General features: G+C 44.9%; 16 protein-coding genes and 1 pseudogene. 12 read left to right on the top strand and 5 right to left on the bottom strand.

Annotated elements, in window-relative coordinates:
* Nucleotides 1-15: 15 nt before the first annotated feature.
* The gene (locus tag DMB88_RS24490; RefSeq protein WP_128103435.1) at nt 16-270 is read right to left on the bottom strand and encodes a hypothetical protein; all 255 of its coding nucleotides are present in this window, start codon (nt 268-270) and stop codon (nt 16-18) included.
* A 457-nt stretch (nt 271-727) separates the two neighbouring features.
* Between DMB88_RS24490 and DMB88_RS24485 the strand changes: the two genes are divergently transcribed.
* Complete coding sequence (locus tag DMB88_RS24485; RefSeq protein ID WP_128103434.1) at nt 728-1387, top strand: YheC/YheD family protein; 660 nt, start codon at nt 728-730, stop codon at nt 1385-1387.
* A gap of 353 nt (nt 1388-1740) precedes the next feature.
* On the top strand, nt 1741-1884 hold the full coding sequence (locus DMB88_RS24480) for a sporulation histidine kinase inhibitor Sda (protein WP_024632651.1): 144 nt from the start codon (nt 1741-1743) through the stop codon (nt 1882-1884).
* A 22-nt stretch (nt 1885-1906) separates the two neighbouring features.
* Here the strand turns inward: DMB88_RS24480 and DMB88_RS24475 are convergent, their stop codons facing one another.
* Entirely contained in the window at nt 1907-2158 is a 252-nt protein-coding gene (locus DMB88_RS24475) for a hypothetical protein (protein ID WP_082560585.1), read from the bottom strand.
* Between the two features lie 153 nt (nt 2159-2311).
* Nucleotides 2312-3313, bottom strand: a complete 1002-nt coding sequence (locus DMB88_RS24470) for an NAD(P)/FAD-dependent oxidoreductase (RefSeq protein ID WP_128103433.1) — start codon at nt 3311-3313, stop codon at nt 2312-2314.
* Nucleotides 3314-3905: 592 nt separating this feature from the next.
* Between DMB88_RS24470 and DMB88_RS24465 the strand changes: the two genes are divergently transcribed.
* Both DMB88_RS24465 and DMB88_RS24460 read left to right on the top strand, forming a co-directional pair.
* Complete coding sequence (locus DMB88_RS24465; protein WP_128103432.1) at nt 3906-5099, top strand: NAD(P)/FAD-dependent oxidoreductase; 1194 nt, start codon at nt 3906-3908, stop codon at nt 5097-5099.
* Nucleotides 5096-5344, top strand: a complete 249-nt coding sequence (locus DMB88_RS24460; RefSeq protein ID WP_128103431.1) for a hypothetical protein — start codon at nt 5096-5098, stop codon at nt 5342-5344. The genes DMB88_RS24465 and DMB88_RS24460 overlap by 4 nt, the downstream gene beginning before the upstream one ends.
* Nucleotides 5345-5432: 88 nt before the next feature.
* Here the strand turns inward: DMB88_RS24460 and hemQ are convergent, their stop codons facing one another.
* Entirely contained in the window at nt 5433-6179 is a 747-nt protein-coding gene (hemQ, locus tag DMB88_RS24455; protein ID WP_128103430.1) for a hydrogen peroxide-dependent heme synthase, read from the bottom strand.
* A 266-nt stretch (nt 6180-6445) separates the two neighbouring features.
* On the opposite strand from hemQ, the gene DMB88_RS24450 reads away from it, so the two are divergent.
* Both DMB88_RS24450 and DMB88_RS24445 read left to right on the top strand, forming a co-directional pair.
* A complete protein-coding gene (locus DMB88_RS24450; RefSeq protein WP_128103429.1) occupies nt 6446-6739 on the top strand; it encodes a YuiB family protein in 294 nt (97 codons plus the stop codon).
* 665 nt (nt 6740-7404) lie between these two features.
* Nucleotides 7405-8940, top strand: coding sequence for a replication initiation and membrane attachment family protein (locus tag DMB88_RS24445; RefSeq protein WP_128103428.1), 1536 nt, complete (start codon nt 7405-7407; stop codon nt 8938-8940).
* A 369-nt stretch (nt 8941-9309) separates the two neighbouring features.
* On the opposite strand, the gene DMB88_RS24440 is transcribed toward DMB88_RS24445, so the two are convergent.
* Complete coding sequence (locus DMB88_RS24440; protein WP_128103427.1) at nt 9310-12066, bottom strand: endo-beta-N-acetylglucosaminidase; 2757 nt, start codon at nt 12064-12066, stop codon at nt 9310-9312.
* Between the two features lie 254 nt (nt 12067-12320).
* On the opposite strand from DMB88_RS24440, the gene DMB88_RS24435 reads away from it, so the two are divergent.
* The 6 genes and pseudogenes from DMB88_RS24435 to DMB88_RS24410 all read left to right on the top strand — a co-directional run bounded on the left by DMB88_RS24435 (nt 12321) and on the right by DMB88_RS24410 (nt 21692).
* Entirely contained in the window at nt 12321-14108 is a 1788-nt protein-coding gene (locus DMB88_RS24435; protein WP_174715352.1) for a sensor histidine kinase, read from the top strand.
* 1 nt (nt 14109) lies between these two features.
* Nucleotides 14110-15633, top strand: coding sequence for a response regulator transcription factor (locus DMB88_RS24430; RefSeq protein WP_128103425.1), 1524 nt, complete (start codon nt 14110-14112; stop codon nt 15631-15633).
* Nucleotides 15634-15915: 282 nt separating this feature from the next.
* A pseudogene (locus DMB88_RS24425) lies at nt 15916-17387 on the top strand (ABC transporter substrate-binding protein).
* A gap of 78 nt (nt 17388-17465) precedes the next feature.
* Complete coding sequence (locus DMB88_RS24420) at nt 17466-18395, top strand: ABC transporter permease (protein WP_128103424.1); 930 nt, start codon at nt 17466-17468, stop codon at nt 18393-18395.
* A gap of 24 nt (nt 18396-18419) precedes the next feature.
* On the top strand, nt 18420-19340 hold the full coding sequence (locus tag DMB88_RS24415; protein WP_128103423.1) for a carbohydrate ABC transporter permease: 921 nt from the start codon (nt 18420-18422) through the stop codon (nt 19338-19340).
* A gap of 33 nt (nt 19341-19373) precedes the next feature.
* Complete coding sequence (locus tag DMB88_RS24410) at nt 19374-21692, top strand: glycoside hydrolase family 3 N-terminal domain-containing protein (RefSeq protein ID WP_174715315.1); 2319 nt, start codon at nt 19374-19376, stop codon at nt 21690-21692.
* The last annotated feature ends 3 nt before the right edge of the window (nt 21693-21695 follow it).

Below are 21695 nucleotides of genomic sequence, written 5' to 3'. Positions count from 1 at the left end.
TCTATTAGAGGTGATCTACCCGAAATGAAGCAGGGCAGCCATTGCTTCCGGTGAACCTGGAGGCGTGGCGGAGAAGGGCGTAGTAAGCATGACTACAATGATGAAGACGATAAAACAAGCAAATAGAATACAGCTTAGGGCAAAGCCGCGGTTACGTTTCTTCATAAACAGTCGAATGCCTGTTACAAACAGTAGTATAGTGACAGCTACCAGAACGATGGACATTGCAACATAAGCTACGCCATATAGTGATTTGAAAAATGACTCCATTTCTTCTGAACGCTCCTTAAACCCACATATTTAAGCCTTGCTAAACCATTCTTTAGTAGCATACGACAGATTGAAGCGTTTGAAAAGCAAACCGGGCATATGTCAGTTTCCTTGAAGAGGTTGTTCAAAAAGTCCGCTTTTGATTACGAAGAATGCCTGACGGCATCTCAGCATCGAATATGGAATTCAGCCGAAATAAGCGGGATGCTTACGAAGCTTGTTTCCTTCGGAAACATGTAGTTGCTCACGTAGTCCTGCCTACGCTCCGCTACTCCATTTCTATCTTCATCCCATCTTCTCGGTACTGAAAACCGTCCTTTTTGAACATTCATTTGAACAAGCCTTTGGACTTTTTCACTACAAAAGGGGCCTTAGCCTTGGACAGACATCCAAGAAAAATGAACTCCTGTTGAGTATGTATAAAGAAGAACCATGGCACAGGAAAGGAGATTAACGGATGTCGAGACAACTTGCGAGCAAGTGGCGAAAGACAGCAGCCTTATTGAAATATCCGGTAGCAGCCGTTCATATTCCACAGACGATGGCGTTCAATGCAAGAAATCTGCAGCTTATGCTTGGCCGTTATGGCATGGTATATATTAAACCGATTGTGGGTGGAGGGGGTTACGGTGTAATCAAAGTATCCACAAGCGGTGGGAGCTATCGTTATACCCATATGAAAGTAACCCGGACATTTACCAACTACAGTCAGATGTATCGTTCTCTAATGCGAGTAAAAGCCAAACGCAGATACTTGATTCAACAAGGCATCCACTTAGCTACAATTCAAGGTAGACCTGTGGATTACAGGGTGAAGGTAGTTAAGACGGAACGAGGCTGGGTGTTCCGAGCATTAGTGGGGCGTTTGGCCCGTCCAGGGCTGTGCATTACCAATCTAAGCAAGGGTGGAACCATGCTGTCTGGCAGAAGAGCACTGCAGCTCTCACTTCCTCATATCTCGAGCAGACATAAACGTCGTGAAATGCGTGCTTTGACCCTCACATGTACACGCATCATGGAAGTTCAATTTCCAGGTGTAGGGCAGCTTGGGTTTGATTATGGTATAGATTACAGCGGAAAGATATGGATTCTCGAAGTAAATACCAGACCCCAATGAATTGTGAAAAACACTAAATAAATCCAAATGTGAATCCGATAATATTTAATAGATAAAACCATATGAAAGACGTTTGAAATGAGATCACTTCGGGTAAATTACACGCAACTACTCCTGAAACTATGAATTGTTGCCAAAAAAATTCGATGTTAAACGTTCTGGTAGAAACGGATGAATCCTGTGTATAAATTCTGTCCACATTATCCACGTTGTTTAATCAACATTTTTACCATTTATCAACAAACTATGCACAGGATTTCCACAAACTCTTGTGGATAACAGAACGCTTGTTCTCTATATGAATCTCTGATATGATAGTTTTGAGGAAAATAAAGGAAAGGTTGTGGCGGGAAATGGCTATGTTATCCGATGAGATGTTGTTGGATTCCTACCATAAGGCGATTGAACTTGATCTCGAGAGAGATTTCATCGCGCTGCTTTTGGCAGAAATTCATAAGCGCAAACTGGGTACCGACGTATCTGCCATTCTTCACTAGAGATCCTCATTGCAGGCAATGTTTACAAGTTTCCGGACATGTCCCACATTGCGACAGGCTGTAAAGTGCCTGTCTGACAGTGGTGACAATACATGAGATGAATGCAACTGCTTCCTTCTTCATCTGAAGTACTGGAAGTGATCGAAGTCGCATAAGGACTATATGGTCCGGTGTAGTCGTTCAATTTGCCGCATTCTGATAGTCCCTGAAGGCAGTGGGGACAAGCCTGCTCCGGTACAACCAGACCGTTACATAGCGGGCATATATAAGACAAGGGTATCCCTCCTGAATTGTAGTGTTCAGGAGTAAGATACCCTTTTTTGTAGCTTTTATGTTATTCAAAAAGTCAGCAATCATCCTATTATTCTTCTGAGTGAGGATAAACGATCCTCTTTGAACTTAATCTATTTGGCTTGTCCGAATGGAATTAGCGTTTCATGTTACTGCTGTGTCCTGGGGACAATTTAGCATCTGGGTCGAAGTATACCTTCGCGTTGTTGACTGCTGTCGGTGCTTCACCGAATCCTACGGCAATCAGTTTAAGCTTACCAGGGTATGTTGTGATGTCACCAGCAGCGAAGATACCTGGGATCGATGTTTCCATCCGTGAGTCAACCACGATGGAATTGCTATCGATCTCAATACCCCACTCTGCAATAGGGCCGAGAGAGGACACAAATCCGAAGTTAACGATAACGTCATCGACTTCGATCTCTTGAGTTTCCTTCGTTTTGACGTGAGCAAGTGTAACCTTAGTGATCGTTTCATCACCATGAAGTTCAGTGATCTCGGTAGGTGTAACCACATTAACCTTAGAGTTCATGAGGTTCTCTACACTGTGCTCGTGTGCACGGAATTTATCACGACGATGGATCAGAGTCACTTGCTCTGCGATAGGCTCCAGCATAAGTGCCCAGTCTACAGCGGAGTCTCCGCCACCACTGATGAGTACTTTTTTGCCAGCAAAGGCGTTCAGATCGCTGATGAAGTAGTGCAGGTTCGTTTTTTCAAACTTCGCTGCGCCTTCAAGTTCCAGACGACGTGGTTCAAATGCACCTACACCTGCTGTAATGATAACAGCTTTGGCATGATATTCATTCTCATCTGTCTTTACGATGAAATGCTGTTCTTCTTTTTTCTCCACGGATACCACTTTTTCTTCAAGGCGGATATTCGGGTTGAAGTGACTCATTTGCTCAATCAGGTTGTTTACGAGTTCTTGAGCAGTGACTTTCGGGAACCCAGCTACATCATAGATGTACTTTTCCGGGTACAAAGCTGCAAGTTGTCCACCCAGCTGAGGCATACTTTCAACCAGGGTAACGGAAGCTTGACGCATTCCACCATAAAATGCGGCGAATAGTCCTGCAGGGCCGCCACCAATAATAAGTAAATCAGTCATTTCATGACCGTTAGTTTGTGCAGTCAACAATCAACAACACCTTTCGTATTTTAATAGGTAGTTAGCAGGAAGAAATATGCACGATACATATTGTAACCAGCGTAGGTACCGAACTGTCTTTCCTATTATAAACGGTGTATTCTGGGTTGCAAAGTTAGCTGCATCACTAATCTGAGAAGAAATGATGAAGATCACATGAGAATAGGGTGAAATTGGAAATGAAAGGTTATGAAAAATAACAAAAAAATCCTTGATCTTTGCCAGAAATACAGATATCCTTGACCTGTACTATGTGTTTTTTTGTCTAATACAATTCTTCTTTTTTAGTGTGTCGAGGAATAGGTGTGAGTTAGCGAATCTTGTGTATAATTTCACAATTTTGATGTCTCTAAGTATCCTTTGTAATCAAAAAGGGACTTTTTGTACAACCTCTTAAAAATGCAATTTTCGCATGACCATATAAATTGTTGTAAAATGCTGAAGTAAAAATTCAAATAAATTCGCGAAGTTAACATTTGTCGTCATAATGGATAAGACCTCATCCATATTTTTAATTAAATGCATGTTGTAATGATCCACACGAATGGCTGATGCGAGCGAAACCGGAAGGGGTAAAGACATGAGCAGTATTCCCAAAATCGTCATCCTTGGCGCGGGTTATGGCGGAATCCTGACAGCCCAGAGGCTTCAGAAAGAATTAAATTATAACGAGGCCGACGTCACATTAGTGAATCGGCATGATTATCACTATATAACTACACATCTACATATGCCGGCAGCCGGTACAGATACAATTGAACACGCAAGGGTTTCCATTTCGAAGCTGATTGATGAATTCAAAATTGATTTGGTCAAATCTAACGTGAAAGAGATTCGTTTACAGGATCGTAAAATCATTTTAGAGGACGGTACATTATCCTACGATTACCTCATTATTGGTCTAGGTGGTGAACCGGAGACGTTTGGCATTCCAGGGATGCTGGATCATGCAATGACTATTCGCAGCATTAACTCGGTCAGATTGATCCGTGAGCACATTGAGTATCAATTTGCCATGTACAAAAATGACAATAAACGCAATCGAATCAATTTCGTTGTAGGTGGGGCAGGCTTTAGTGGTGTCGAATTCGTCGCTGAGCTTGCGGATCGTATTCCTAAGTTATGCAAAGAATTCGACGTGAATCCCAAAAATGTCCACATATATAATGTAGAGGCGGCACCTTCGGCTCTTCCGGGCTTCGATCCGGAACTTGTCGAACATGCGATGAACGTGCTGAAGAAAAAAGGAGTTACCTTTAAAATCGGCGTTCCCATTAAACAGTGTCTGCCGGATGGAGTTATTGTCGGCGAAGGCGAGAAGATTGATGCCGCTACCGTCGTTTGGACGGGTGGGATTCGTGGTAACGCGTTATTGGAGCAGGCAGGTCTAGAAGTTATGCGTGGACGGGTGAAGGTGGATGAATATCTGCGTGCACCTGGTCATGAGGATGTATATGTGATTGGAGACAACTCGCTTGTATTCAACAAGGAAGGACGTCCTTATCCTCCGACAGCTCAGATTGCGATGCAGCAGGGAGTGAACTGTGCGATCAATGTCGTTGCAGCCATTCGCAAAAAAGAGCGGCAGCCTTTTGTATTTACGAGTAAAGGTACGGTGGCTTCGCTAGGAAAAGGTGAAGCAATCGCGGTTGTAGGCGATAAGAAATATAAAGGCTGGAAGGCAGCACAGCTGAAGAAGCTGGTCGATCTCCGGTATTTGTTTATTATTGGTGGCATTCCCCTGGTTCTGAAGAAAGGGCGGTTCTTTGGATGAGACATTGCAGTGTTCAAGTTCGAGGGTTATTAACACGAGATGAGTTAGATCGATATAACGCCCTGATGCAGGTTGGGGGTTACCTGGAGGATCAAAATCAGTATGATCTAGCCTATGTCGTGCAAAAAGAAGTAGACATTCTTATTCTGCCTGCAATTGAGCGCCTTAAGGAGAAGGGTCGTGACCGTGATCGGGCAACGGCTGAGTTTTTGGAGTCATTGAAAGCGGTTGATGAAGAGGATTGAATAGTATAGTTTACAACCATTACAAGTAATAAATAAAAGCACCGCGTTCCATTCTGGTAAAGGATGGCTTCGCGGTGCTTTGTGCATTTTACAGTTTCAACATATCTTCCAATGAAGATTCATTCAGCAAACTACCAACGTAGAAGGAGCCGAATTCACCATAACGGGCACTTACTTCATCAAAACGCATCTCGTAAACGAGCTTTTTGAATTGCAATGCATCGTCCGCAAACAGGGTAACGCCCCATTCCCAATCGTCGAATCCGACGGAACCGGTAATAATTTGTTTCACTTTGCCCGCATAGCTGCGGCCAATCATGCCGTGACTGCGCATCATCGTACGGCGCTCGTCCATAGACAGCATATACCAGTTGTCATTCAACTCGCGTTTTTTGTTCATCGGATAGAAGCAGATGTATTGTCGTTGTGGTAGAACAGGTTTCAGGCGAGCGATGATCTCTGGGTTTTGCATCGGATCTTCGCCTTCCTTGCCAAGGTAGTTACTGAGCTCAACTACGCTGACATAGGAATAGGATTTGGTCGTGTATTGAGCGAACATCGTTTTGTTGAACGCATTCTCAACGGCCTTCAGGTCTTCCAACGTCTCACGCAGGTGCATCATGACCAGGTCGGCTTTTTGACCAACAACGGTATAGACGACTGTGCTTCCTTTGGATGTATCTTCGACCTCTTTCCATTCTTTCCAGAATTCTTGAAGCTCGTCCAGTGCGACAGCGCGTTCCTCGTCGTCGGCTGCTTTCCAGGCGGCCCAATTAATAGATCTGAAATCATGCAAGGCGTACCAGCCCTCTAGAGTTGATGCTGCTTCGTTCATCGGTATTTTTCCTCCTGCAGAATATATTTCCAAATCCCTATATGAGGTTGTTCAAAAGTTTGTTTTGAAGACGCAAAATAAGGGATGGTTAAGTTCTTAATCGTTTACATTGTATCCCAACAAGAAGCAGAAGGGCAAATGAACAGAGCGTGAAGACAGGGGAATTTGTCCAGAAAGTTCGTTGCTTCGCCACATTTTTTACGGTAAACTAACTACGAGCTAGAACGTAACACGAGTCGGTTGAAAGATGAGGTGAACGTCACCCGATGCAGTTTATACCTGTGCTGGTATTAATGGTATTATTTTTCGTAATGATGTTCGGGATCGGTTTCATTCTGAATATGTTGATGAAGACAACCTGGTTTCCCTCATACTTGTTTGTGATCGTGATCCTACCTGTAGTTGTGTATTCGTTATGGGATCAGACTGTGCCGCTTACGTCACATCTAGGATCGTTTCAGATCGTAGATTATCTTACAGGCGTGGCTGGACTTGCTGGGGCAGTGATTAGCGGTTGGACCATACGTAAGCTCCGTCTAGGCGGGTACAAGATGTTCTAAGAGATGTTGTTCTATGAGATGGTTAAGTAGCGTTAAATACGGATGTGAATAAAAAGCTCTTGCCTTTGTCGTAACCGCTTACGTGGGGGACAGGAAGGGCTTTTTGGCTTGACTAAAGATCCTGTTCAAAAAGGTCGGTTTTCATTACCGAGAAGATGGGATGAAGGTAGAAATGGAGTAGCGGAGCGTAGATGGAGCTACGTGAGCAACTACATGTTTCCGAAGGAAACAAGCTTCGTAAGCATCCCGCTTATTTCGGCTGAATCCCATAATCGACGCTGAGATGCCGCTCGCGCATCCTTCGTAATCAAAAGCGGACTTTTTGAACAACCTCTAAAGATATGGAATAGTGAGGGGAGACAACTCCATATATATGGAAGAGCACGTTCTCAAGATGTTCACTTGTGTTTGCTTAAGGTATTTTGAAATGGATTCATGTTGTCAGCATTTTATTTTTATAGTATTCTAGCAACTCTACGAAAACGTGAATGATGTCGACGTAGGACGAAACGGAGCGAGAACGGGTTCGTTTTTTACCTGTTTTTGAACATTTGAGGATTCTATATTTGTGATAGAATAGATAAACACACTTTTGGAGGCTGTTCAAAAGATTCGCTTTTGAACACATATTTTAACATGATTTTTGGGGAGAAGGAGATCAAGCCATGCGCATGAAGAACTTGCTGCATTATACTGAACATCACCGCTACTGCGTATACAGGGAGTTTGGACTAAGTGCCCTGGATGACCGTATGCTTACCGGAGCATACCAGCCTATGGTAGGTGCCTTTGCGGTTGGCTTGTATCGGCTGTTATTTCAGCATCTTCCCGGCGAACAGGTAGGTTATTCCCCGCTTGAACAACAACGAAGATTGTTCATGACGCTCGGTCTTGAGCCTAGCGAGAAGGGGCGTAAATATTTGATCGAACAAGCTTCGAAGCTAGAAGCGGTAGGTCTACTTCAGACCTCGCGTTTATATATTCCGGAGAATGATGATTACATCTATGAATATGAGCTACAGCCACCACTGTCGCCCTCGGAATTTTTCCGTACACAGCATTTGACACTGTTGCTTCGTGACAAGATTGGTAAGTTTGCCGTGCTTTCCTTACGTTCCGGATTCTCGGCAGTAGAGAATGGCGATGCGCCTTATCCGGCAGCGAATAAAGAGAATATTTCCGTTCCTTTTTACGATATATTTGAACTTAATACCCATGTCATTGATTATGAGCTGGAGCAAGCCCTGTCCGAAGTATCGACTTCAGCTCAGCGTAGCGGGACAACCCTTGCTGCAGAAGAGAATAGCTTGAATTATGCCGACATTATTTTGCGTTTTCCACGCGAATCCGTGAACCGTCGTCATGTGGAGAAACTGAGATTCGATCATGAACAGCTTGGGATTGTGAATTATGTTGTGAACAAGTTTAATCTCAGTGTGCAGGATGTATGCCGTTTATTGGATGAAGATGATGTCTTCAGTCCACAGGGACAGCTACTTCTGGATGATCTTCAGCATAAGGCGAGCTTGCAGTTCAGACAGACGAAGAAGCGTCAGGAACAGCAGACCGTGCAAGCCGCGAAGGTCGTTGCCCTTCGCCAGCATATGGATGAGCCAGAACAGCAGAATGATTCGGAGGAACCACCTGTAGAGCATGTGGTACAGATGGAATATTACGTTGAAGTCCCTCCACAATTCGCAACCAAATGTGACATTCACCAATATAATATGATGTTACGTAACGAACCTTATACACGACTTCTTCAGACATTCTTTCCGGGAGCCGTGCCGGATAATCTAGTGGATATTTTTGAGAAAATTGATCTAAGCTACAAGTTGCCAGGAGAAGTCATTAATGTACTGATTCATTACTTGATGCAGCTTCTTGTCTCAGGCGGTGAGCAACGGATCAACCGTAATTTTGTTGAGGCTATTGCGTCCAACATGCTGCTGAAGCAAGTGAATTCGTACGAGAAGGCAGTTCAGTACATTCGTGATCAATCGAAAGTGAAAGGCAAGCAGGCTGCTGGTGCAGCTGGAACCCGTACCCGTACATACGGCAAAGGAGCCAAAGCCAAGCCGGAAATTCCGATTGTACAGGACATGACAGCCGATGGCGATGCCGTGTCCGAGGAAGAATTCGAAGAGATGATGAGGTTCGCTCAGCAGATGCAGGCGAATAAACAAAAAGGCACGTCATAACAGCGCGTGTTTAGTCTCTAATAGTCGTGTTCAAAAAGGGTGGTTTTCAGTACCGAGAAGATGGGATGAAGATAGAAATGGAGTAGCGGAGCGTAGATCAAGCTACGTGAGCAACGGATATTTCGGCTGAATCCCATATTCGATGCTGAGATGCCACTCGCGCATCCTTCGTAATCAAAAGCGGACTTTTTGAACAACCTCTAATAGATAAGGATAATAAAGGCGGGTCGCTTGATAGAGATGATCTGATACACTCCGAGCGCAGCTAATACAGCCCTTCAACTTCCTGGTGGAAGTGAAGGGCTGTATTTTTTGCTGACGTTGATGCAAGGGGTGCTCGAACTATATCTCGGACATTCTCTGATCATCCTACCTCAGAATGGTTGTCGCCTGATTCCCTGCATAATCTTCGATAACCAGCTTCAATGTGCTATTACTGGATGCAGGTGTGAAGGTCAGTTCACTGAGCTTCGTTCTGCCCCGGATGATATACGGGAATTTCTGCGTAACATAAGTAACCCCGAACTCGCGGGCTACCCCGTTCTCATATACATAGATTTTGTACCAGTCCTCCAAGTCAGGCAGGGCAAGTGTGTATTTACCGTCTTTTACCGTAACCTTATCTTGGGGGTATGGAGTAATCTGGAGATCTGCCAGTTTACCAGTGTAGGTCACTGGAGCATGATCGCCGACGGCGATATTCAATACGTAATGTTCACCATTAGTCGGGAGTCCCGTCAGGATGGTGGATGGTTTATTATTTTTCAATTGAAGTGACTTGGTGAAAGGTTCCTTGGTATATTCCGTCTCAAGCGTAAGCTGGATGGTATCATTGCCCTTAGATTTCTTAGGTTTCTTCCAACTAACGATGGCATCACCATTCGATTTGAATTTTACGTCGATATCTTGCACTGCTGTATTCAAATTATAAGGTAGAACGGCTGCTTCACTCTCAGTACCATCTGCCCCTACAGCTCGTATGGATAGTTCACCAGACCGCTGTTTAAGGGATTTGATGTAAAACGTGGAATCATACACACCGCCGACAAATGCACCATTTTCATATAAATTGTATTGCTTGACCTCTGAATAGTCCTTCATGTCCCATGCGACGACCAGTTCATCCGTATTGGTTAATGCTCTGGTAATATGGAATTCAGTAGGAGCGTCGGGTACAATCGCTGAACCGTCTGTAATGCGGATCTGACCAATGTTCATCTGATAATTTTCAATGGTTGTATGGTTCGGATCAAAGGAGAGTCCAAAAGCGGCAATCGTCCTACCTTGATATGCATTTAAATCCAGTGAAACAGTCTCCCAGCCAGCTGTACGTTTACCCGAATTAGGGACATTAACGTAGACTACGTTCTCAGGTGCGTCTTGGAAGATTAGTCCTACGCGTAGAGAGGAAGCATCATCAGTAGACGGCTTGTTATATGTCAGATCCAGTTTCGACTGTGCATTGACGGACAGATCAGTTTTATACAGGCGAAGGAAGTTATCTGCGCTGAGTGTACCGTTTACCACAAGAGAGCTGCCACCTTTGAATGCGCCAATGGCGTCATAGTTATATCGAGCGCCTTTTTCATAGGTTGGACCATAATCGAAATCTACACTGAGTTTGCTACCTTGACTATCCATCCACCATTGCCAGGTGACAGGGATATCTTGAATATTGATGTTGGACCACTCTTTATCATTGGATACAGAGCCATTCAGATAATATTGTAGGCCGTGTCCAGTATTGAAGCTGGTTGTAAAGTTGGAGCCTTCGATGACGGAGCGCTCAGTAAGGTATGCGGCAATACCATCCCAGTTGGCACCAGATGCATACACATCCGATAGGTTAGCTGTGGCGTTGCGCCGTGCATTCGTAGGATCCTGATTCGGCCCAGACCACCAAGCACGATCACGAACAAAGGTCATCCATTGGTACTCATCCTCTGCCCGATGATTGGTGCTACCGTCGCCCATCTCTTCATCTAGCGCGTTATGGGTGAAGTCCGCACCTAAAGTTGCAATGCTGTTCATCGGTTGGCCGTTCTCATCCAAGTTGTTTCGTAGATCATAGGATTGCTTCCAGCGCCCAAACTTGTCATGTCCGCCTTCAACACCAGCGAATACGGTTTCCAGTGGATCAAGTCCTAGGCTGATGGCATGGTCGCGCGAATCGCGAAGCATATTGTGGTTCCACACATAATTCAAAAAGATGGAATCAGAGACTCTGCCCAGAATCGAATCTTGGACAAAGGGACTATTGAGTCCATTAAACTCATTCTGATACTGAATTTTGCCGGTTGTATTGACCGTGGAATCGTACCATTGCACATATAATCCTTGATCTCTTAGATACTTCATGAATTTTTTGTACGATGGGATATCCTCTGGAGCTACACCACGGGCAACCTCCTCCTGATTGAAGAAATATCCGTCATAGTTGTAGTATTCCGCCATCTCGGCTAACTTCTCAGCTACAGGGAAGTTTCCGTTTTCGTCTTGGATCAGCATTTGTTTATAAGTCTGAGGGCCGCGGTCATTATCGGAGAAAAAGATGTTGGCAATGGACTTCACCCCATTCTTGTGAGCTGCGTTGGTGTAAGCTGGGTTTGGAATGTTCAGAATGCCGAATTCAAAATACTTCTCCGTCCATTCCTTGCTGGGGTCGTATAACTCTTCAGGAACTCCAGCAGACGCCATGCCGTGCCAGTAGCTGTAGTAGTCCGTATATTGCCAATAATTAAAGAGATATTGACTAAATTCATTGGTATATGGCGTGCTATCAAAGAACGCATTACCATAATCACCACTCATGGTGAATAGTTGAGTTTCTGGGCTGAGCTCGGGGTAAGCCTGTGTAGCAGCAAATGCCTCATTACGCGGTTGCAAGGGGACGTGGGCACGAAGTAGGTCTCCATAGATATCACTCTCCGGTGTCCAGTTTAGAATCTGAGCAGCAGTGTAGCCATGCTGATAGGGCTGATTAATCCCCTTGGCACTTTCGCCAGTATAAGGGAGCGTGTCTCCCGCATATACAGACGAGGCCAGAATCTGTCCGAGTAGTGCGGTTGTGAGCACCATGGACGTTACTTTGGGCATGAAGCCCTTCGGTTTGATTTTACGTGTCATGCTGTTCCTCCTTCAAGTGGGATGAATGTATGGTTTTCTTTTACAGAAAGCTAAACTTATGGTTAACGATAGTGTATAAAAGCGTTTTCATATAGGGCGAAATTAAAGAAACATATGTATAAATTAAAGAAAAATTCAAGGTGTCCGGTCTATGTCAGGGGGCGAATGATATAATTCAATACAGAAAAACAGCATCGGAGGGAACCCGCGACTTGAAAATTGTTAGCGTTTACAATAATTTCTTCAAAAATAATATGTTTATGAAAATGCTGTTCATCTTCTCGATGATATCAATTGTTACGATCATAACGCTGTCTTATCTTATCTTTCTATCGGTATCCGACTCGACTATTCGCAGGGAGTTAGCCATTCAGAAAGCCGCGATGGAGCATGTGGATCGAACCATTCATCAGCAATTTGAAGCAGTGCAGAATATGGTGAGGGACATGCATCAGAATGAGGCATTATCCGCCAACATCACTTATCTGATGAACCACACATATGCGGAGTATGTTCAACATTTGACGAATGGTTATTACGCCAATCAGGATGATTATTCGGCAGATGTGCTTAAACATTTCCAGAATATCATGGATCGCAATTCAGAGATTCATCATCTGATGTTATACAGTGCTGAGCAGCAGGACCTGTCTGTCTTTAATCAAAACAAACCGTTCCGCAAGCTAAGTACCAATGCAGCGCACTCTTACATTCCTGACGTGATGGCGATGGAAACGCCTAATATCAGTGCACCGAATCTATGGATTCGTAAAGAGATCAATCAATGGGACCCTGCATTGTATGCCATTCGTGTTCCGATTAATGATACGCAGACGCTTCGCAATCTCGGGCAGTTTCTTGTGTTCTATGATTCAAAAGGAATCGGTAATGCGCTCGATAACTATGACAGCAATCTAAAGGGAGATATCGTGGTGTTATCCGCCAAAGGCACCGTGTTATTTGACTCCAACAACAATTATTACGGGAAGAAGTACCCTTACGTGAATATGGCTGACTCACTGTTTGACCAGACGGATATGGACGAGATGAAGAAAGAGCAGAACATGTACGTCAATAAGTTTGTCTCGGCCGATCAAGGCTATGTCGTCATTGGCACAGTTCCTGTGGAAGAAATGGCTGAAGCTTACGCGGGTATTCGAAATACCATCGTTTCCATTAGTATCGTATGTCTTTTGTTCGCTGTACTCGTTCCGGCATTTTTCATTATCAACTTTGCGAAGCGTACCCGAAAAATTATTCGCTTTACCCAAAAAGTAAAATACGGGAACTTGCAGGCGCGCATTGATGACGCAAGGGATGATGAGCTTGGGCAAATCTCGCATAGCTTCAACGATATGCTGGACGAGCTCAACCTATACATTGAGCGAGTGTACAAAGCTGAGATCAAACAGAAGGAGACCGAACTCGTTGCGCTACAGGCACGTATTAACCCGCACTTTCTGTATAATACGCTCGAAGTCATTCGGATGAGGGCTATATCTCAGGGAGCTAGAGATGTGGGTGAGATGATCTATAGTCTATCTGTATTGTTCAAGAGCTTGGTACAACAGAAGAAAAACTACACGTTGAAGGATGAGATGGAGGCTTGCCGTTTATATCTGGAGCTATTCCGCATCCGCTACAAGGATATATTCGTCTATACGATCCAGATCGATTCTATTTTTTATCAGCATCCCGTGGTTAAGCTTTCTCTACAGCCGATTATTGAAAATTACGTCGTTCATGGAATTCGCATAGAACGCTCTGACAATCGGTTATCCATTGTTGTGCAAGAGAAAGGAGATATCCTACAGGTAGAGGTCAGGGATAACGGAAAGGGCATTGAGCCTTCACGCCTGACAGAGATCATGGAAGAGTTGGAACGTCCTGAGGAGTCAGGTCAGATGTTTGGATTGCGAAGTGTCCATAGTCGGTTGCGCTACTTATATGGACCAGAGTTCGGAATTACGATTGAGAGCACTTTCGGAGAAGGGACAACAATCACGGTGCGTTATCCACATACAGAAAGGACAGGTGTGTAATATGTATAAAGTTTTTATTGTAGATGATGAGCCTTTCATCATTGAAGGGCTGTACGATATAGTGGACTGGTCTTCATTCGGGTTGGAGATCGTAAATCATGCGGGTAATGGGCAAGCAGCGCTTGAAGCACTTTCTTCTCAATCTGTGGATATTCTCATTTCGGATATATCGATGCCCATTATGAATGGCCTAGATCTGATTCGCGAAGCAAGACGGCTGCAACCTGAGGTTAAAGTGATTATTTTAAGTGGTTTCAATGAATTCGAATACTTAAAAGAAGGCATGAAACTTGGCATTGAGAATTATCTGCTCAAACCCATTAATGTGGAAGAATTGGAATCGACGCTGACCAATACAGCTTCCAAGCTAGATCGTGCAGTTCCACCTAAACTAAATAATGACGCCTATGGTATTCAGATTCTGAAGGACAATATCCTTCACCGCTGGTTAACAGGACAGATTGCAGATACTGAATTTGAGGAACGTGCCCGGTTTATGAACATTTCGCTGGAAGCGTCATATGTTGCAGTCGCCATCTTGCGTAATAAAGATCAAGGACAAAACTCAGACATGTTTGAACAAGTGGGGCGGCTGCTAGGCGTTAAGCCTCATCTCAACGTGTTCCATGATATGGACGGAGATATCGTCATCATAGCTAATATGGATGGGCATGCAGATGAGGAAAAGAAATTGATGGAGGGGCTAGAGAACTTATATGAAGCGATCTCAGTAACACATCCATCAGTGCGGATCGGGATGGGACGATTGATGCAAGGGTTATATCATGCGCCGTCCAGTTATGCAGATGCCAAGACAGCACTTCAGTATGTCATGATCTATCCCGATCTGAAAATTATTGATTATGCGATGTTAGACAAATGCGAAGATCATGCAGCTACGTTCTTTATTGATTGGAGGGAATATGCCAAGCTTATTCTGTCCCGCAATGTTGAACAGCTTGCTAACCGCATTCGCACAGATTTTGAACAACACCGTGATGGACTTACGCCAGGGGAGCTTCAGAATACCGCATTGGAAGTCGTTATTCGTTTCAAAATGGAGCTAGAGGCCATTAAACATTCAGATGAAACGGCGATGTATCAGGAGGGGCTTCGTCTTGTATTAGATAGCAACACCTTTGATGAACTAGTGTTAGCTCTTCAGGAGGTGGGTCTAAAGACCATCCAGTCCTTGCTACAGGATTTGAAAAATCCGATCGTGAATCAGGTGCTTCAGCATATCGACAAACATTACGCAGACGAGCTATCCCTGAAGCTGCTAGGCGCCCATTATCATCTGCATCCCGTGTATCTGGGGCAATTGTTTCATAAGGAGACAGGAGAGACATTTGCTGAATACCTCAATAAATACCGGATTGAACGTGCGAAGGAGCAGTTACGTAATTCCAATCTGAAGGTGCATGAGATCGCTCGGAATGTAGGGTATTGGGAGACAGGATATTTTTACAAACAATTCCGCAAGTATGTAGGTATTTCACCGACTGATTTTAAAGTGTTTGGATGATGTAGGATTAGCGACGAATGGGACTGCGAAGTAACAGGATGAAAAAGACATTCAGATAAAACAGTGGCATGGAAAGAATCATAGGCAATATGTTACCTGGCATGTCTCTTTTGTGTAAGCGTTTTATTAAAATAATAAAAATTTGAATGATTAAACCTGTTTCTCTTTAATTTGTACCTCGAAACCTTAAGTTTATCTTCTTTTTGTAAATGCTTTCATTCGATAAGGTTAATGTAGTTAGTTTGTAGCGCTGAAGGGAACACGAAAAGGGAGGGTCATAAAATGAGTAAATCAAAAAAACGTTTCTCACTCGTTCTTGCATTGTTAATGGCTGTTACGCTTGTTCTTAGTGCATGCGGGGGAGCAAAGAGGCCTCAGAATCCGGAGGAGCGGGAGACGACTCGGTCGAGTTGATCTGGTACACCATTGGTACACCGCAAAAGGATGTTAATAAAGTGATGGAGGAAGTTAGCAAGTACACCAAAGAAAAGATTAATGCCACAGTGACAATGAAGATGGTTGACTGGGGTGATTATCCACAGAAGATGCAGGTGAACGTAGCGTCAGGTGAACCGATGGATATTCTGTTTACTGCTTCTGGCGGATTCGATTATGTCCTAAATGCGAGAAAAGGTGCGTTCATGGAGCTAGATGAGCTGCTTCCTGAATACGGTAAGGAGCTGACGGATACAATCGATCCGGCCTTCCTTAGTGGCTCCAAGGTAGACGGACACAATTATGGTATTCCAGCCAACAAAGAGTTGCCACAGCAAGAGGTATGGCGTTTCAACCAAACCTTGCTAGATAAATACAAGCTGGATATGTCCGGCATTCGAACGCTAGACAGTTTAGAGCCATTGCTCAAAACGATCAAGGAAAATGAGCCAAGTGTTACGCCGTTTGCTATGGATAAGAACTACGTTCCATATGTGCCATACGATTATGTTATTCAGAACCTTCCAATGGCAATCAAACTGGATACAACCGACTACAAACTTGTGAACATCTTAGAAACACCTGAGATGAAAGAAGCACTTACCACTATGAATAAATATTATAAGGCAGGTTATGTGTCCCCAGAAGCTGCAACGACGGGATCTACGAATGATCTCACGACATCAGGCAACTGGTTCCTAGATCGTGCACAGACACAACCGATGGCAGATAACCAATGGTCTGCAAGCTATGGATATCCTGTCGTTTCCACACCAGCAAGTGATGCAATTATTACGAATACATCGGTACAAGGATCGATTATGGCGATCTCAGCGAACTCGGAATATCCAGAGAAAGCGATGGAATTCTTGAACCTGCTGAATACAGATCCGGTTCTCCGCAATATGGTTGACTCCGGGATCGAGGGCACGCATTACAAAAAAGTAGATGACACCCACATGGAGAATCTGCCTGAATCGAAAAACTACGATATGCCTTCATACTCCCTCGGGAATAACATGCTCCTGTATCTGAACAGCAATGACCCGGACAACAAATGGGATGAGTTCAAAAAGTTTAATGCTGAAGGTGTGAATTCTCCAATCCTCAGCTTCAACTTTGATGCAAGTAATGTATCTGCTGAACTTACGGCAGTACAGAACGTGAAAGAGCAATATTGGGCAGCTTTGATGACAGGTACACTAGACCCGGCAACCAATCTGGATCAAGTGATTGAGAAATTCAATCAAGCCGGACTGGAGAAGGTAATGGCTGAAGCCCAAAGCCAACTGGACGCCTGGAGAGCGGAAAACAAGTAAACGTAATTCGTAAGGATCGGGCGGCTGCTTATCGCGTCCGATCTTTTTTTATTCAGAGCTTGAAGGAGGATATCCACAATGACTACATTTTTGAAAAATCTGATTAAAAACCGAGTCATGCTGTTCATGGTACTGCCTGGTGCCATCTGGTTTTTCTTCTTCTCTTATCTGCCACTCGTGGGCACGGTGGCTGCATTCAAGGAATATCGAGTCAGTCGCGAAGGCTTCTGGGCAAGCCTGATGAAGAGTGAGTGGGTAGGCTGGGATAATTTCAAATTTCTGTTCAGCACCAATGACGCATGGCTGATTACGCGAAATACCCTTTTTTATAATATCGCCATTATTTTTTTAGGGCTGGTTTTTGCAGTAGGGCTAGCGATTTTACTCTCGGAGCTCATTAATAAACGGCTAGCGAAGTTATATCAAACGGGGATGTTTCTCCCCTACTTTCTGTCCTGGGTTATCGTTGGTTACTTCGTATTCAGCTTCCTGAGTATGGATCGAGGGATGTTGAATCAGATTATTGGCTGGTTTGGAATGGAGCCGATCCAATGGTACTCCGAGGCTAAGTATTGGCCGTATATTCTGGTTTTTGTCGCATTATGGAAAACCATTGGTTACAACAGCATCGTGTATCTGGCATCTATTCTGGGGATTGATCGTTCGCTGTATGAAGCAGCCATGATTGATGGAGCGAACAAATGGCAGCAGATTCGCAACATTACGATCCCATTGCTGTCGCCAATCATTACCATTATGACCTTGCTGGCCGTAGGCCGCATCTTCTATGCCGACTTTGGACTGTTCTATCAGGTGCCAAGGGACTCGGGTACACTTTTCTCGGTTACGAACGTTATTGATACGTATGTCTATCGTGGCTTGAAAACAAGCGGGGAGATTGGAATGAGTACAGCAGCAGGATTGTATCAATCCGTTGTGGGCTTTGTGCTTGTAATCATCTCCAACTATGTCGTTCGCAAAATTGATAAAGATAGCAGTTTATTCTAGAACACGGGAAAGGAGTGAACCATTATGGCTCAAGCTCAACTTGTAAAAAAACGCGACTTCCACCATGTATCCAGTGGCTGGAATGTGATAATGAACCTCATTGCCGGTCTATTCGCTCTAATCTGTGTATTTCCGTTTATTTTTGTCGTAATTATCTCGTTTACGGACGAGAAGGTGCTGGCTCGTGACGGGTACCGACTGATTCCAGCAGAGTGGAGCCTAGCGGCCTATCAGTTTGTCTGGCAGAGTGGCGACACATTGCTACGTGCTTATGGTGTGACTATTTTGGTAACCGTGCTTGGTACGATCATCAGTTTAATTCTAATGTCACTGTATGCTTATGCGATTTCCCGTAAGAGCTTCCGTTATCGGAGATTCTTCTCTATTTTTGCCATCCTGACGATGTTGTTTAACGGCGGGATGATCCCGACCTATATGGTCGTATCCCAATTGCTTCAATTAAAGGATACCGTATGGGCACTCATACTGCCGCTCGCGATGAACGCCTTCTACATTATGATTCTGCGTACATTCTACTCTACGAGTGTGCCGGATGCCGTTATTGAGTCAGCAAGAATTGATGGTGCAGGCGAATTTTATACGTTTATGAAAATCGTGATTCCGTTGTCCTTGCCAGGTCTCGCGACCATTGGACTGTTTAGTACACTCGGTTACTGGAACGATTGGTTTAATGCGCTCTTGTACATTGATAACCCTAATCTGGTTCCTCTGCAATCGATGCTGATGCGGATTGAATCAAGCATCCAGTTTATCCAGCAAAACTCGGCCAACAGTTCAATGAGTCTGGCAGCGATGCAGTCCATTCCACAGGATACGTCCCGTATGGCGATGGTTGTGCTTGCAACGTTGCCGATTATATTCGCTTATCCATTCTTCCAGCGTTATTTCGTGCAAGGATTGACAGTGGGAGCAGTCAAAGAATAACCGAATCACTCGATAGGATTGGAGAGATGCAGGATGATGATTTATAAGGACGCCAGTAAATCGGTGGCTGAACGGGTGGAGAACTTGCTGAGTCTAATGACGATTGAGGAAAAGATCGGGCAGCTAGTTCAACCCTTCGGTTGGCAGACCTATACGAATAACGAGGGTCACATCACGCTGAGTGATTCCTTCAAGCAGCAAGTAGAACAGGGGGGCATCGGCTCCCTCTATGGTGCACTTCGGGCAGACCCTTGGACTGGCGTTACGCTAGAGAACGGGTTATCTGCGAGAGAAGGGGCAGAAGCAGTTAATCTCATCCAACGTTATGCTGTAGAACATTCTAGACTGGGCATTCCCATCCTCATCGGTGAAGAATGCTCGCATGGGCATATGGCGATTGATGGAACCGTCTTTCCAGTTCCTCTTCTGCTGGGGAGCACCTGGAACGTAGATCTGTATCGAGAGATGTGTCGGGCGGTGGCACGAGAGACTCGTGCCCAAGGCGGTGCAGTCACGTACTCACCGGTACTGGATGTCGTGCGTGACCCACGCTGGGGACGTACCGAAGAATGTTTCGGTGAAGATCCGTACCTCATCGGGGAATTGGCCGTTGCTTCGGTGCAGGGTCTTCAGGGTGAGAGCCTTGACCAGGAAGACGCGGTGGCTGCGACATTGAAGCATTTTGTTGGTTATGGCAGCTCAGAAGGCGGGCGTAATGCAGGGCCTGTACATATGGGCTGGCGTGAGCTGCTGGAAGTTGATCTATATCCTTTTCGCAAAGCGGTGGAGGCTGGTGCAGCCTCTATTATGCCGGCTTACAACGAAATTGATGGTATACCTTGTACGGTAAATAACGAATTACTCAATGGCGTATTGCGTAAAGATTGGGGCTTTGAAGGAGTGGTCATTACAGATTGCGGTGCAATTAACATGCTAGCCAGTGGGCATGACGTTGCATCCGACGGATTGCATGCATCGATTCAAGCGATTCAGGCGGGTATTGATATGGAAATGTCTGGCGAGATGTTTGGACAATATCTGGAGCAGGCTGTGGCAGAGGATAAGCTTGAAGTACAAGTTCTGGATCAGGCTGTCCGTCGTGTACTGGCATTGAAGTTCAGATTAGGGCTATTCGAGCAGCCGTATGTGGATGCTGATCAAGCGGCCGAAGTGATTGGCAATGAGCAGCATATCAAGCTGGCTCATCAATTGGCAGCGGAAGGAGTCGTGTTGCTCAAAAATGAAGCCGCTACACTCCCGTTATCTACAGCCATGGTGGGACGGATTGCCGTTATCGGACCCAATGCGGATCATGCTTATAATCAGCTTGGCGACTACACATCGCCCCAACCGAAGTCCAAAGTGCAGACGATACTGGATGGTATTCGAAGCAAGTTCATGTGTTCTGAGACGGTGCAGCCCTCGGAGCAAGTGCTCTATGCACCAGGTTGTCGGATTAGAGGGGATTCAAGAGAAGGTTTTGAGCGGGCTATAGAGGTTGCAAGTAAAGCAGATACCGTGATTATGGTTGTGGGTGGCTCCAGCGCTCGTGATTTTGGAGAGGGCACGATTGACCTGAAGACGGGAGCTTCGAAGGTATCTGATAACACATGGAATGATATGGAGTGCGGTGAAGGTATTGATCGCATGACCTTAGGGCTTGCCGGTGTACAACTGGAACTTATTAAAGAGATTCATCAACTTGGAAAAACACTGGTTGTGGTCTACATCAATGGTCGTCCTATTGCAGAACCGTGGGTTGACGAACATGCCGATGCCATTCTGGAGGCATGGTACCCGGGTCAAGAGGGAGGACATGCGATTGCTGACATTCTGTTTGGTGACGTGAATCCATCAGGTCGTTTGACAATCTCCATCCCCAAACATGTGGGTCAGCTACCAGTCTACTATAACGGTAAACGATCTCGTGGCAAGCGTTATCTAGAAGAGGATCTGCAGCCACGTTACGCATTCGGATATGGCCTCAGTTACACGTCATTTGAATACAGCGCGCCAAAGCTTAGCATGAATTCCATGACTAAGAATGAATCAGTCACCGTATCGGTGCATGTGACTAACACCGGCACCTGTGCAGGAGCCGAGGTAGTACAGCTGTACATTTCCGATGTCATAAGCTCCATCACCCGGCCGGCGAAGGAACTTAAGGGGTTTGTCAAAGTGAATTTAGAGCCGGGTGAGACCCGGAATATTGAATTTGGTATTGGGGCAGAGCAGCTTCAATATATTGGACGCGATCTGAAGCCTGTTGTTGAAGCAGGACAATTCCACATTCATATCGGTCGCAACGTAAACGATACCCAGATGGTCGAGCTGACCGTAGAGGAGGCGTAAATC

Source organism: Paenibacillus sp. DCT19, assembly GCF_003268635.1.
Lineage (GTDB): Bacteria > Bacillota > Bacilli > Paenibacillales > Paenibacillaceae > Paenibacillus.
Note: the sequence above shows the minus strand (reverse complement) of the source record. Positions and strands in the feature narration are given on the sequence as shown.

What these genes read in the sequence shown, in the direction of transcription:
- DMB88_RS24490 (WP_128103435.1), bottom strand. Translation starts at nt 270, where the DNA reads ATGGAGTCATTTTTCAAATCACTATATGGCGTAGCTTATGTTGCAATG.
- DMB88_RS24485 (WP_128103434.1), top strand. Translation starts at nt 728, where the DNA reads ATGTCGAGACAACTTGCGAGCAAGTGGCGAAAGACAGCAGCCTTATTG.
- DMB88_RS24480 (WP_024632651.1), top strand. Translation starts at nt 1,741, where the DNA reads ATGGCTATGTTATCCGATGAGATGTTGTTGGATTCCTACCATAAGGCG.
- DMB88_RS24465 (WP_128103432.1), top strand. Translation starts at nt 3,906, where the DNA reads ATGAGCAGTATTCCCAAAATCGTCATCCTTGGCGCGGGTTATGGCGGA.
- DMB88_RS24460 (WP_128103431.1), top strand. Translation starts at nt 5,096, where the DNA reads ATGAGACATTGCAGTGTTCAAGTTCGAGGGTTATTAACACGAGATGAG.
- hemQ (WP_128103430.1), bottom strand. Translation starts at nt 6,179, where the DNA reads ATGAACGAAGCAGCATCAACTCTAGAGGGCTGGTACGCCTTGCATGAT.
- DMB88_RS24450 (WP_128103429.1), top strand. Translation starts at nt 6,446, where the DNA reads ATGCAGTTTATACCTGTGCTGGTATTAATGGTATTATTTTTCGTAATG.
- DMB88_RS24445 (WP_128103428.1), top strand. Translation starts at nt 7,405, where the DNA reads ATGCGCATGAAGAACTTGCTGCATTATACTGAACATCACCGCTACTGC.
- DMB88_RS24440 (WP_128103427.1), bottom strand. Translation starts at nt 12,066, where the DNA reads ATGACACGTAAAATCAAACCGAAGGGCTTCATGCCCAAAGTAACGTCC.
- DMB88_RS24435 (WP_174715352.1), top strand. Translation starts at nt 12,321, where the DNA reads ATGTTTATGAAAATGCTGTTCATCTTCTCGATGATATCAATTGTTACG.
- DMB88_RS24430 (WP_128103425.1), top strand. Translation starts at nt 14,110, where the DNA reads ATGTATAAAGTTTTTATTGTAGATGATGAGCCTTTCATCATTGAAGGG.
- DMB88_RS24420 (WP_128103424.1), top strand. Translation starts at nt 17,466, where the DNA reads ATGACTACATTTTTGAAAAATCTGATTAAAAACCGAGTCATGCTGTTC.
- DMB88_RS24415 (WP_128103423.1), top strand. Translation starts at nt 18,420, where the DNA reads ATGGCTCAAGCTCAACTTGTAAAAAAACGCGACTTCCACCATGTATCC.
- DMB88_RS24410 (WP_174715315.1), top strand. Translation starts at nt 19,374, where the DNA reads ATGATGATTTATAAGGACGCCAGTAAATCGGTGGCTGAACGGGTGGAG.